This is a genomic window from Streptomyces sp. NPDC007863 (genome assembly GCF_040633895.1).
In the GTDB taxonomy this organism is placed as follows: Bacteria; Actinomycetota; Actinomycetes; order Streptomycetales; family Streptomycetaceae; genus Streptomyces.
In genome coordinates, this window is record NZ_JBEYEI010000018.1 from 128,725 (window position 1) to 140,610 (window position 11,886).

The window sequence follows — 11,886 nt, forward strand, 5'->3', positions numbered from 1 at the left end:
GGTCCCGGGCGGCCCCTCGGGACCTTCGGCGGGGCCGGTCGGGACGTCCGGCCCGCGTGGCGCCCGGTCGTGCGGGCAGCCGACGGGTGTACTCGACACGAGGGCACCCGCGACCGGCGGTGCACGACCGGAAGGACGGAAGAGCGATGGGGCGCAGCGAGGAACCGGCCACGGCACCGGAGACCACGACGGCCGGCGGGCCGTTCGTCCTCGTCGGGACGGACGGCTCACCGTCGGCGCTCGGGGCGGTCGGGACGGCGGCGCGGGAGGCCGGGACGCGCGGTGCGCGCCTGGTCGTCGTGCACGCCTTCGCCTGGCCGATGTTCCGGGTCGACCTGGAGCCCTCGGTGTACGGCCCCACCGAGAGCGGACTGCGACGGCAGGCGGAGATCGTCCTGGACACGGCCGTGGCCCGGGCGCGGGCGGTCGCCCCGGGCACCGAGGTCTCCGGCGAGCTCATCACCGGCGAACCGCTCGTCGTCCTCGCGACCCGGTCGCGCGGCGCGGAGCTGGTCGTCGTCGGCAGCCGCGGCACCGGCGCCTTCACCGGCCTCGTCGTCGGCTCGGTCGCCGTCCACCTCGCCGCCCACGCCGCCTGCCCGGTCCTCGTGGTGCGCGGCCGGGACGAGCCGGAGGGGCCGTTGCTCCTCGCCGTCGACGGCTCGCCGGACTCCGACGCGGCCGTCGACTTCGCCTACGCGCAGGCCCGGGCGCGCGGCACCGGCCTCGTCGCCGTCCACGCCTGGGCCCCGCGCTCGGGCCCCGGCGACCTGACGCCGCTCTTCGCCGGTGCCGAGGAGGTGCACGCGGAGGCCGCCCGCGTCCTCGAAACGGCGCTCGCCCGGGCCGCGGGCCGGCACCCCGGGACGGAGGCCGAAGCCCGGCTGGTACGCGGCCGGCCCCGCGAGGTCCTCCTGGAGGAGAGCGCGACCGCGCAGCTGCTCGTCATGGGCGCCCGGGGGCGCGGCGGTTTCGCCGGGCTGCTCCTCGGCTCCGTCAGCCAGGCGCTGCTGCACCACGCCGCATGCCCGGTGGTCGTGGTGCGGCACGGGGTGGTCTGAGGCCGGGCAGGGCGGCGACGCCCCCGCCGGTGGGACCCTGGAGGTACGGGCCGGGTCCGAGGGCCCGCGCCCGAGGGGGTCGCCGATCGGGAAGGCGGCGTGCCATGTACTTCGCCGACCGGGCCGACGCGGGGCGGCAGCTCGCCGCCCGGCTCGGCCATCTCCAGGGGTCCGACGTCGTCGTCCTCGGGCTGCCACGCGGCGGGGTGCCGGTGGCGGCGGAGGTGGCCGAGGCGCTCGACGCGCCGCTGGACATCTGTCTGGTGCGGAAACTCGGCGTGCCGGGCCGGCCCGAGCTGGCCATGGGGGCCATCGGGGAGGGCGGCGTCCGGGTCGTCAACGAGCAGGTGGTGCGGGACGCGGGCGTGGCCCGGCGCCAGCTGGAGGAGGCAGAGGAGCGCGAGCGGCTGGTCATGGCCGAGCGGTCCCGCGCCTACCGGGGCAGCCGCCGACAGGTGCCGCTGGAGGGGCGTACGGCGGTCGTCGTCGACGACGGGCTCGCCACCGGCGCGACCGCGCTCGCCGCCTGCCGGGCGGTGCGGGCCGCAGGAGCCGCCCGGATCGTGCTGGCCGTGCCGGTGGCGCCGTACGGCTGGACGGCCCGGCTCGGCGGCGAGGCCGACGAGACGGTCGCCGTCCACACCCCGGAGGGCTTCTACGCGGTCGGGCAGTACTACCGGGAGTTCGACCAGACGCCGGACGCGGAGGTGGTGGCCCGCCTCGACCGGAGCCGGGCGGCGCGCGGTCCGGCCGTCCGCCACACGGCGGTACGCGTCCCGGGCGGCGGGCCCGAGCTGCCGGGCGAGCTCGCGCTGCCCGACGGGGCCGCGGGCCTGGTCCTCTTCGCCCACGGCAGCGGCAGCGGCCGGCACAGCCCGCGGAACCGAGCGGTGGCCGCCGCCCTGAACCAGGCCGGGCTCGCCACCCTCCTCTTCGACCTGCTCACGGAGGCCGAGGCGACCGACCACGCGCGGATCTTCGACACCCCGCTGCTCGCCGGACGGCTCGGCCGCGCCGCCGCCTGGACGGCCGGGCGGCCGGGCACCGAGGGTCTGCCGCGCGGCTACTTCGGGGCGAGCACCGGGGCGGCCGCCGCCCTGTGGGCGGCGGCGGAAGCGGGCGACGACGTGGCCGCCGTGGTGTCCCGGGGCGGCCGGCCCGACCTGGCGGGGGAGCGGCTCGCCGGGGTGCGGGCCCCCACGCTGCTGATCGTCGGCGGCGCCGACGGCCTCGTCGTCGACCTCAACCGGCGGGCCGGGGAACTGCTGCGCTGCGAGAGCCGCCTGGAGGTCGTGCCGGGCGCCGGTCACCTCTTCGAGGAGCCGGGGGCCCTGGAGGAGGTGGCGGCGCTGGCGACGGAGTGGTTCACCGGCCACTTCGCGGCGGCCGTGAACGGGTCGGATCAGTAGGCGCCGTTGACGTTGTCGATGGAGCCGTACCGGTCGGCCGCGTAGTTGCAGGCGGCGGTGATGTTCGCGACGGGGTCGTACGGGTCGAGCGAGGTGCCCGGCACGTGGTACGCGGCGAAGGTCGGGTCGATCACCTGGAGCAGGCCCTTGGAGGGGGTGCCCTTCGCGGCGTTGGAGTCCCAGAGGTTGACGGCGCGGGGGTTGCCGGAGGACTCGCGCAGCACGTTGCGGAGGATGCCGTCGTACGAGCCGGGGATGCCGTACCGGGCCATGACGTCGAGCGACTCGCGGATCCAGCCGTCGAGGTTGTCGGCGTACTGGACGGCGGCGGCGGGCGCGGCCTTCGCGGCGGCCGGCCGGGCCTGGACGGCCGGGACCGCGGCACGGGCGGAGGACCGGCTCGCCCGTTCGGCGGAACCGGCGGAGGCGGACTTCGCGGGCTTCGCGGCCGGCTTGTCGCCGTTCTTCGCGGAGGTCTTCGGGGCGGTCTGCGCGGCGGGCTTCGCGGAATCCCGACGAATCGTCAGTTCGAGGCCCGGGTGAATGAGTGACGGATTGTCACCCACGGCCTCCTTGTTCGCCTGGTAAAGCGACTTCCAGCCGCCCTGAATTCCCTTTCGGTGGGCGATCAGGGAAAGGGAGTCGCCCTTCACGACGGTGTACGCGCGAGTGGCGGGGGCGGCGGGCGCCTTCGCGGGCGCGGCGGCCAGGGCGGCCGGGGCGGCCACGGCGGCGGTCGGAGCCGCCGGCTGCGCGACGGGCTCGGCGCCGGCCGTGGCGGGCACGACCAGGGGCAGGGCGAGGGCCACGCCGCCGGTTCCGGCGAAGGCGAGACCTCGGGAGACGGGGCGGCGTCGGGGGCGGCGGTGCTTGCCGTGAGCGGGCATGACGGTTTCCTCTCCGGCGCCTGCGAGGTGAGCTGTCGGGTTCGGACTGGAGCTGTCCGGCCGCGCGCACGCGGCTTCACCCCGAGCCGCTCCGGGCTACCGGACCGGCGGTGTGGTGGGTCCCCCGCTCCTGCCGTCGGGTGCAATGGGAGGTCTTTCGGGCGGTGGCAGGATTAGGCGTCCGTCCGAATGGAGGTGACCGTAGGCGAGAAATGCGGCGGGGAACAAGACGTGAATGCACCGGAAAAGCGAAACCGAAGATCGAACGCGCGGAATTCAAGATCTACCGTTTCGGCGACCGTTCCCGAATCCCTTGTCCCGCACGGGTGGTGACGGACGAGGGGCCGCCTGTGGATCGCGGCGAGTGAGTCACGTCACGGGGTGCGCAATGTCCGAATAGGGCGACTGGCGCCTTTAGGGGAATTGTGCGCCGACTTGAGTGCGGAACGGGTGGCGCATAACGCGCAAAGCAGACATATGTGGCTAATTATGGGGGAATGTCACCCCTCGCCCTGCTGGTCGACGCCGACGCCCTCGACCCCGACGCCTTCGACATCCCCGACACCCCCGACGCCCTCGACGCCCTCGACCGCGAGGCGGCCCGCCTCTACGAGGGCGCCGCCCCCGAGGCCTGGCGGGCCCTCCTCTCCGTCCCCGTGGACCGGCTGGTCGCCGACGCCCTGGGCGCGCTCGACGCGCTGCCCCCGTCCCCGCCCGCCGAGCGCCCGCTGCCGGGCCGCGTCGGGGCCGTCCTCCCGGACCGGCTGCACGTCTGGCGCAGGATCGGCCGGGCCGACGTGCGCCCCTCGGTCCACCTGGCGTACGCGCGCCGGGTGCTGACCGAGTGGGGCTGGCAGAACACCCCGTACAAGCTGCGCGACGCGCGTGGCGCCCGCTGTCTCTGTGGCGCCCTGCTCGCCGCCCACCGGCTCGGCCACGGCAGCGCGGCCACCATGAACGAGTCCGGCGCCTGGATCATGACCGAGCTGCGGTCCCGGGGGTGGCACGGGCTCATCGGCCCCTGGAACCGCGCGCCGGGCCGTACCGCCGAGGACGCGCTCGCGCTCCTCGACGCCACCATCCGGCGCGCGTCCCTGGCCGGGAGGTGAGGGCCCGCCGGGCCGTCAGCCCGTGACGCTCGGCGCGCCCGTCTCGATGTGACCGGTGTAGCGGCGCGACCAGGTGCCGTCGATGTCGGCCAGGATCGTGAAGTCGTACCAGCCGTCCGCGTACGCCACGGCGTTGAAGAAGTCCTCCCGCGAGGAGTTCGCCGCGACGGTGTACGTCCACGGGCCGTCCGTCCGGTAGGCGTTGGAGCGGACGGTGAAGGTGACCGGGCCGCCGGAGGCGTTGGTCATCCGGAACCAGACCGCCGTCTTGCCGGTGCCCGGCTCCGTGGCGTACCGCGCCGCCACCTCGATCGCCTTGCCCGCCTTCGAGGCGTCGCCGATGAAGCGGCGCAGGAAGCGGTTCGGGCCCATCATCGAGATGTCGTACTTCCCCGAGCCCGAGCCGAGCCCGATGTTGAAGTAGTCGGTGGCCGTGGTGCCCGGGTCGACCGTGTACTGCCACGCGGCGGTGTCGCGGTGCTGGTGCGGGTGGATCGAGAAGTGGGCGGCGCGGTGGGCCTGCGGGCCCTGGTTGGTCATGGAGAACCAGGCGAGGATCTTGCCGGCGGCGCCGAACTCGAAGCGGTCCAGGTTGCCGTTCGGCTGGTAGGGGAGCGCCCGCGCGGGCCGGGTTCCGGGCTCCTGGGCGGGCAGGGCGTTGTTCTGCGGGGCGGGGTTGGGCAGCGGGGCGCAGGTGTCCATGCCGATGACCTTCGCCGTCGACGGCAGGCCGGCGGGGACCCCGTACACCGGGCGGGCGAAGTCGAAGACGCCGGTCAGGTCGCCGGTGACCTTCCGGCGCCAGGCGCTGATGTTCGGGCAGGCCGCCGGAGTGCCGAGGGCGGCGGTCCAGGTCTCCAGGAAGCGCAGCACGGAGGTGTGGTCGAAGACCTCGGAGCTGACCCAGCCGCCCCGCGTCCACGGCGACATGACCAGCATCGGGACCCGGAAGCCGAGGCCGATCGGGACGCCGTCGAGGTACTCGCCGGGGGTCCCGGGCGGGGCGACCGGCGGCGGCACGTGGTCGAAGAAGCCGTCGTTCTCGTCGTAGTTGAGGATCATCACCGTGGAGTCGAAGACCTCGGGGTCCGCCGTCAGGGCGCGGTAGACGAGGTCGACGAAGTGGGCGCCGTCGCCGGGCGGCGCGTACGGGTGCTCGGAGAACGCCTCGTTCGCCACCACCCACGACACCTGCGGCAGCGTGCCGGCGACGACGTCCGCGCGGATCGCGGCGGCGATGTCGTCCGGGGTCGAGCCGGTGACCTTCGGGACCGAGGCCATGCCCCGGTCGTACAGCGGGTCGCCGGGCCGGGCGTCGGTGAACTTCCTGAAGTACGCGAGGCCGTTGTCGCCGTAGTTGTCCTGGGCGTTCTGGTAGACCTTCCAGCTCACCCCGGCCCGCTGCAGCGCCTCCGCGTACGTCTCCCAGGTCAGCCCCGACTCCTCGCCGCCGTCCTTGCTGGAGCCGTCGATCCGTCCGCTCCACAGGAAGGTGCGGTTGGGGCCCGTGGCGCTGAGCGCGGAGCAGAAGTAGGCGTCGCAGACCGTGTAGTGGTCGGCGAGGGCGTGGTGGAAGGGGATGGAGGCGCGGTCCAGGTGGCCGAGGGTGCGGGTGTTGCCGACGCCGGTCACCCAGTTGTCGAGCCGGCCCTTGTTCCAGGCGGCGTGCTGCGAGGTCCAGCTGTGCGGCAGGTCGCCGTTGCACTGGGCGAGGGTCTCGCCGTCGACACCGCCGGCCGGCGGGGTGTCGGCGAGCTTCCACGGGAACTGCCTGCCTCCCCAGTTGGGCTGCTGGAAGGTGCTCCAGCCGCCGGGGATGTTGCCCGCCGCCCGGTCGCCGAAGCCGCGGACCCCGCGGAGCGTGCCGAAGTAGTGGTCGAAGCTGCGGTTCTCCTGCATGAGGACCACGACGTGCCGGACGTCGGTGAGGGTGCCGGTCGCGGCCCGCGCGGCGGCCGAGGCCGTCGTGGCGTCCGAGGCCGTCGCGGTGGGCGGCGCGGCCCCGGTGACGAGTCCGGCGCCGAGTCCCGCGCCGATCCCGACGAACCCCCTGCGGCTGATGGGAAGCATGCCCGCCCCTCCTGTCACGGTGTGCCCTCGCGGCACGTCGGGGACATGATGGGGGAGCGGTTCGCAAAGGTGTACACCCGTGCGGCAAGGGCTTGGTGAACAGCCGGGTCGGGCCTGTTCATCCTGGTCGGACCAGTGCGGGATGGGTATGAGGTCCGACCAATAGGGTGTCGGACGCCCCGCTCCGCGCGGTGACGAGGGCCCGTCAGACCGTGTGGACGCGGACGCCGGCCTCCGTGAGCCGGTCCGCCGTCCCGGCGTCGATCCCGGTGTCGGTCACCAGCAGGTCGACCCGGTCCAGGCCGCAGATGCGGGCGAAGGCGCGCCGCCCCAGCTTCGACGCGTCGGTCACCACCACGACCCGGCTCGCGCGCTCCGCGAAGAGTCGGCTGATGCTCGCCTCCTCCTCCTGGTGGGCCATCGCCCCGAGCTCCGGGTCGATCCCGTCCACCCCGAGCACCACCGTGTCGAGGACGACCTCGCCCAGGACCCCGGCGGCGAGCGGGCCCACCAGTTCGTACGTCTGCGGGCGCGCCACCCCGCCGGTCGTCACGATCTTGATCTGCGGGCGCACCGCCAGCTCGGCGGCGATGTTCAGCGCGTTGGTGACCACCGTCAGGGCCGGGCCGGAGGCGGTGGTCGGGGTTCCGGTCTCGGCGCGCTCGCCCGCGAAGCGCAGCGCGAGCGCCCGCGCGACCTCGGTGGTCGTCGTCCCGCCGTTCAGGCCGACGACCTCGCCGGGGGCGATGAGCTCGGCCGCGGCCGCGGCGATCCGGGCCTTCTCGGCGGCGTGCCGGCCCGACTTGTAGCGCAGCGGCAGCTCGTACGAGACGCCGTGCGCGACCGCCCCGCCGCGCGTGCGGACGAGGAGGCGCTGCTCGGCCAGTTCGTCGAGGTCGCGGCGGATCGTGGCGGCGGAGACGTCCAGGGTGGCCGCCGCCTCCTCGACCTCCACCTTTCCGGCGGACGCCAGGAGTTCCAGGAGCGCGTTCCACCGCTCGTGCTTGGACATGCCAGACCGATCCTCCCGTGGGTACGGCTCCGATCCTACGTCGACCGGGCGCCGGTACCTGGCAGCCGGATGAGTGATTCTGCTTGAATGAGAAGCGTTCCGAGCATCTTCACGCATTGACTCTGTCACTTCCGTGCAAGGAGTGCGCATGACCCCCTCCCGTACCACCGCCGAGATCGCCACCCAGCCCGAGGCCTGGCGCGAAGCCGCCCGCACGCTGCCGCGGCACGTGGACGCCCTGCCCCGGCGCGGCGAGCGCGTGGCCGTGATCGGCTGCGGCACCTCCTGGTTCATGGCGCAGGCCTACGCCGACCTGCGCGAGGCCGGCGGCCACGGCGAGACCGACGCCTTCGCCGCCTCCCGCTTCCCCTTCGGCCGCCGCTACGACCGGGTCGTCGCCCTCACCCGCTCCGGCACCACCAGCGAGGTGCTCGCCGTCCTCGCCCGGCTCTCCGGCACCGTCGCCACCGGGGCGATCACCGCAGACCCGGCCACCCCCGTGAGGGAGCTGGCCGACGCCGTCGCCGTCCTCGACTTCGCCGACGAGGAGTCGGTCGTCCAGACCCGCTTCGCCACCACCGCGCTCGCCCTCCTCCGCGCCCACCTGGAGGCCGAGGGCGCGCTGCCCGAGGGCGTGGGCACCGTCGCCCGGGCCGCCGACGACGCCGAACTCGCCCTGGTCGAGCCGCTGGAGAAGGCGGTCCGCGAGGCCGGGCAGTTCACCTTCCTCGGCACCGGCTGGACCTACGGCCTCGCCCAGGAGGCGGGGCTCAAGATGCGGGAGGCGGCCGGTGCGTGGACGGAGGCGTACCCGGCGATGGAGTACCGCCACGGGCCCATCAGCATCACCGGTCCCGGGCGCGTCGCCTGGAGCTTCGGGCCGCTGCCCGGGGGCCTCGCCGAGGAGATCCGCGCGGTCGGCGGCACCCTCGTGGCCCGCGGCCTCGACCCGCTCGCCGAACTGGTCCTCGCGCAGCGCCTCGCCGTCGCGGTCGCCGAGGCCCGCGGCCTCGACCCCGACCGGCCGCGCAACCTCACCCGCTCCGTCGTCCTCGCGGACACCGGCGCCTGACCCGGCCCGCCCGCCGGCCCCGTACCCACCCCTTCGTCCCCGGAGCAGGACCATGCCACTGACCCCGACCCACGAGATCGTCCGGCGGGCGCACGCCGACGGCACCGGCGTGGGTGCCTTCAACGTCCTCCAGCTGGAGCACGCCGAGGCCATCGTCACCGGCGCCGAGCGGGCCGACCGGCCCGTCGTCCTCCAGATCAGCGAGAACACCGTCCGCTACCACGGCGGCCTCGAACCCGTCGCGCTCGCCTCGCTCGCGCTGGCCCGCGCCGCCAAGACGCCCGTCGCCGTCCACCTCGACCACGCGGAGAACCCGGACCTCGTGCGCGAGGCCGTGGAGCTCGGCCTCGGCTCCGTCATGTTCGACGCCGCGCGGCTCCCGTACCAGGAGAACGTGGCCACCACCCGGGAGGTCGTCGACCTCTGCCACCGGCACGGCGTCTGGGTCGAGGGGGAGCTCGGCGAGGTCGGCGGCAAGGGCGGCGCCCACGACCCCGGAGTCCGCACCGACCCCGGCGAGGCCCGCGCCTTCGTCGCCGCCACCGGCGTCGACGCCCTCGCGGTCGCCGTCGGCAGCGTCCACCAGATGGTCACCCGGGACGCCGTCCTCGACCTGGACCTCGTCGCCCGGCTCCGGGCCGCCGTCGACGTCCCCCTCGTCCTGCACGGCTCCTCGGGCGTCCCCGACCCGCTGCTCGCGCGGGCCGTGGCCGCCGGCATGACGAAGGTGAACGTCTCCACGCACCTCAACAAGGCCTTCACCGGCGCCGTCCGCGGCCACCTCGCCGCCCACCCGGCCGACGTGGATCCGCGCCGGTACCTCACCCCGGCCCGCGTCGCGGTCGCCGAGGCGGTCACCCACCTGCTCGGCGTGCTCGACCCCCGCTGACCCCGGACAGGGGTGCGCCCCCGTGACCGGGGCGGGGTCACGGGGGCGCGGGGGGTGCGGGGCGGCCGGCTCACGGCGGCCGCCCCGGCGGGGGTGGGTCAGCGGACGTCGAAGCGGTCCAGGTCCATGACCTTGGTCCAGGCGGCGACGAAGTCCGTCACGAACTTGTCCTGGGCGTCGTCGCTCGCGTAGACCTCGGCGAGGGCGCGGAGCTCCGAGTTCGAGCCGAAGACCAGGTCGGCGCGGGTGCCGGTCCACTTGACCTCGCCGGTCGCGTCGTCGCGGCCCTCGAAGGTGTTCGCGTCGCCGGAGGTCGGGGACCAGGTGGTGCCCAGGTCCAGCAGGTTGACGAAGAAGTCGTTCGTCAGCGTGCCGGGGGTGGCGGTGAGCAGACCGAGCGAGGTGCCCGGCTGGGTGATGCCCAGGGCGCGCAGGCCGCCGACGAGGACGGTGAGCTCGGGGGCGCTGACCGTGAGCAGGTTGGCGCGGTCGACCAGCAGGTACTCGGCGGGGAGGCGGACGCCCTTGCCGAGGTAGTTGCGGAAGCCGTCCGCCTGCGGCTCCAGGGCGGCGAAGGACTCGACGTCCGTCTGCTCCTGGGAGGCGTCCACGCGGCCCGGGGTGAAGGGCACCTCGACGGTGCGGCCCGCGGCGGCGGCGGCCTTCTCGACGGCCGCGGAGCCCGCGAGGACCACGAGGTCGGCGAGGGAGACCTGCTTGCCGTCGGTCCGGCCGGCGTTGAAGGACTCCTGGACGCCCTCCAGGACGCGCAGCACCTGGGCGAGGTCGTCCGGGTTGTTGACCTGCCAGCCGCGCTGCGGCTCCAGGCGGATGCGGCCGCCGTTGGCGCCGCCGCGCTTGTCGCTGCCGCGGAAGGAGGAGGCGGCGGCCCAGGCGGCGCCGACCAGCTGGGCGACCGTCAGGTCCGAGGCGAGGATCTTCTCCTTGAGGGAGGCGATGTCCGCCGCGTCGACCGGCTCCTGGGTGCGGGCCGGCAGCGGGTCCTGCCAGGCGAGCTCCTCCGAGGGGACCTCGGAGCCGAGGTAGCGGACGACCGGGCCCATGTCACGGTGGGTCAGCTTGTACCAGGCGCGGGCGAACGCGTCGGCGAACTGCTCCGGGTGCTCGTAGAAGCGGCGGGAGATCTGCTCGTAGACCGGGTCGAAGCGGAGCGACAGGTCGGTGGTGAGCATGGTGGGGAGGTGCTTCTTCGCCGGGTCGTACGCGTCCGGGATGATCGCCTCGGCGTCCTTGGCCACCCACTGGTGGGCGCCCGCGGGGCTCTTGGTCAGCTCGTAGTCGTACTCGAAGAGGTGCTTGAAGAAGTCGTGGCCCCACTGGGCGGGCGTGGTGGTCCAGGTGACCTCCAGGCCGGAGGTGATGGCGTCGGCGCCCTTGCCGGAGCGGTAGCTGCTCGCCCAGCCGAAGCCCTGCGCCTCGATCGGGGCCGCCTCCGGGTCCGCGCCCACGTTCTCGGCGGGGCCGGCGCCGTGCGCCTTGCCGAAGGTGTGGCCACCGGCGATGAGGGCGACGGTCTCCTCGTCGTTCATCGCCATCCGGCGGAAGGTCTCGCGGATGTCGCGGGCCGCGGCGATCGGGTCCGGGTTGCCGTTGGGGCCCTCGGGGTTGACGTAGATGAGGCCCATCTGGACCGCGCCGAGGGGCTCCTCCAGCTCGCGGTCGCCGGAGTAGCGCTCGTCGCCGAGCCAGGTGGTCTCGGGGCCCCAGTAGACGTCCTCGTCGGCCTCCCAGACGTCCTCGCGGCCGCCGGCGAAGCCGAAGGTCTCGAAGCCCATCGACTCCAGGGCCACGTTGCCGGTGAGGATCATGAGGTCGGCCCAGGAGAGGGCCTGGCCGTACTTCTTCTTCACGGGCCACAGCAGACGGCGGGCCTTGTCGAGGTTGCCGTTGTCCGGCCAGCTGTTGAGCGGGGCGAAGCGCTGCTGGCCGGCGCCGGCGCCGCCGCGGCCGTCGCTGATGCGGTAGGTGCCCGCGCTGTGCCAGGCCATGCGGATCATGAAGGGGCCGTAGTGCCCGAAGTCGGCCGGCCACCAGTCCTGCGAGGTGGTGAGGACCTCGGCGATGTCCTGCTTCACGGCGGCGAGGTCGAGCGCCTGGAAGGCCTCGGCGTAGTCGAAGTCCTCGCCGAGCGGGTTGCCCACGGCCGGGTTCTTGGCCAGGATCCGCAGGTTCAGCCGGTTCGGCCACCACTGGCGGTTGCCGCCGCCCTGGGTGGGGTGCGAGGCGCGCTGCCCGTGGGGGACGGGGCAGCCGCCGCCCGCGGCCTTCGCGTCTCCGCCGTGTGCATCGAGGTTCTCAGACATGAGCTCTTCCTGTCCCTTGGCCATCAACAAAACTGATCCTACAATGGACGAAG

The 11,886-nt window shown here is 74.4% G+C and carries 9 protein-coding genes and 1 riboswitch; of the genes, 5 read left to right on the forward strand and 4 right to left on the reverse strand.

Annotated features, from left to right (window positions below; translation table 11 throughout):
- Nucleotides 1-146 precede the first annotated feature (146 nt).
- Entirely contained in the window at nucleotides 147-1,061 is a 915-nt protein-coding gene (locus ABZ621_RS26810) for a universal stress protein (RefSeq protein WP_360608815.1), read from the forward strand.
- A gap of 104 nt (nucleotides 1,062-1,165) precedes the next feature.
- Nucleotides 1,166-2,470, forward strand: a complete 1,305-nt coding sequence (locus ABZ621_RS26815) for a phosphoribosyltransferase family protein (RefSeq protein WP_360608817.1) — start codon at nucleotides 1,166-1,168, stop codon at nucleotides 2,468-2,470.
- Here ABZ621_RS26815 and ABZ621_RS26820 read toward each other — a convergent pair.
- Nucleotides 2,464-3,357 (reverse strand): LysM peptidoglycan-binding domain-containing protein, encoded by an 894-nt coding sequence (locus ABZ621_RS26820; RefSeq protein ID WP_360608819.1) that lies wholly within the window; start codon nucleotides 3,355-3,357, stop codon nucleotides 2,464-2,466. The genes ABZ621_RS26815 and ABZ621_RS26820 overlap by 7 nt on opposite strands.
- Nucleotides 3,358-3,361: 4 nt before the next feature.
- A riboswitch (cyclic di-AMP (ydaO/yuaA leader) is annotated at nucleotides 3,362-3,547 on the reverse strand.
- 307 nt (nucleotides 3,548-3,854) lie between these two features.
- Between ABZ621_RS26820 and ABZ621_RS26825 the strand changes: the two genes are divergently transcribed.
- Nucleotides 3,855-4,466 carry a hypothetical protein gene (locus ABZ621_RS26825; protein ID WP_360608821.1) on the forward strand — a complete coding sequence of 204 codons (612 nt, stop codon included), beginning with the start codon at nucleotides 3,855-3,857 and terminating at the stop codon, nucleotides 4,464-4,466.
- 15 nt (nucleotides 4,467-4,481) lie between these two features.
- On the opposite strand, the gene ABZ621_RS26830 is transcribed toward ABZ621_RS26825, so the two are convergent.
- Together ABZ621_RS26830 and ABZ621_RS26835 are read right to left on the reverse strand one after the other, a co-directional pair.
- On the reverse strand, nucleotides 4,482-6,536 hold the full coding sequence (locus ABZ621_RS26830) for a phosphocholine-specific phospholipase C (RefSeq protein WP_360608823.1): 2,055 nt from the start codon (nucleotides 6,534-6,536) through the stop codon (nucleotides 4,482-4,484).
- A 205-nt stretch (nucleotides 6,537-6,741) separates the two neighbouring features.
- Nucleotides 6,742-7,548, reverse strand: coding sequence for a DeoR/GlpR family DNA-binding transcription regulator (locus ABZ621_RS26835; protein ID WP_360608825.1), 807 nt, complete (start codon nucleotides 7,546-7,548; stop codon nucleotides 6,742-6,744).
- Nucleotides 7,549-7,696: 148 nt separating this feature from the next.
- On the opposite strand from ABZ621_RS26835, the gene ABZ621_RS26840 reads away from it, so the two are divergent.
- Together ABZ621_RS26840 and ABZ621_RS26845 are read left to right on the forward strand one after the other, a co-directional pair.
- Nucleotides 7,697-8,620, forward strand: coding sequence for a sugar isomerase (locus ABZ621_RS26840; protein ID WP_360608827.1), 924 nt, complete (start codon nucleotides 7,697-7,699; stop codon nucleotides 8,618-8,620).
- 52 nt (nucleotides 8,621-8,672) lie between these two features.
- Complete coding sequence (locus ABZ621_RS26845) at nucleotides 8,673-9,509, forward strand: class II fructose-bisphosphate aldolase (RefSeq protein ID WP_360608829.1); 837 nt, start codon at nucleotides 8,673-8,675, stop codon at nucleotides 9,507-9,509.
- A 98-nt stretch (nucleotides 9,510-9,607) separates the two neighbouring features.
- Here the strand turns inward: ABZ621_RS26845 and katG are convergent, their stop codons facing one another.
- A complete protein-coding gene (katG, locus tag ABZ621_RS26850) occupies nucleotides 9,608-11,833 on the reverse strand; it encodes a catalase/peroxidase HPI (RefSeq protein WP_360608831.1) in 2,226 nt (741 codons plus the stop codon).
- Nucleotides 11,834-11,886: the final 53 nt, after the last annotated feature.

Excerpts from the sequence above, each read along its gene's own strand:
- ABZ621_RS26810 (WP_360608815.1), top strand. The coding sequence starts at position 147 with ATGGGGCGCAGCGAGGAACCGGCCACGGCACCGGAGACCACGACGGCC.
- ABZ621_RS26815 (WP_360608817.1), top strand. The coding sequence starts at position 1,166 with ATGTACTTCGCCGACCGGGCCGACGCGGGGCGGCAGCTCGCCGCCCGG.
- ABZ621_RS26820 (WP_360608819.1), bottom strand. The coding sequence starts at position 3,357 with ATGCCCGCTCACGGCAAGCACCGCCGCCCCCGACGCCGCCCCGTCTCC.
- ABZ621_RS26825 (WP_360608821.1), top strand. The coding sequence starts at position 3,855 with ATGTCACCCCTCGCCCTGCTGGTCGACGCCGACGCCCTCGACCCCGAC.
- ABZ621_RS26830 (WP_360608823.1), bottom strand. The coding sequence starts at position 6,536 with ATGCTTCCCATCAGCCGCAGGGGGTTCGTCGGGATCGGCGCGGGACTC.
- ABZ621_RS26835 (WP_360608825.1), bottom strand. The coding sequence starts at position 7,548 with ATGTCCAAGCACGAGCGGTGGAACGCGCTCCTGGAACTCCTGGCGTCC.
- ABZ621_RS26840 (WP_360608827.1), top strand. The coding sequence starts at position 7,697 with ATGACCCCCTCCCGTACCACCGCCGAGATCGCCACCCAGCCCGAGGCC.
- ABZ621_RS26845 (WP_360608829.1), top strand. The coding sequence starts at position 8,673 with ATGCCACTGACCCCGACCCACGAGATCGTCCGGCGGGCGCACGCCGAC.
- katG (WP_360608831.1), bottom strand. The coding sequence starts at position 11,833 with ATGTCTGAGAACCTCGATGCACACGGCGGAGACGCGAAGGCCGCGGGC.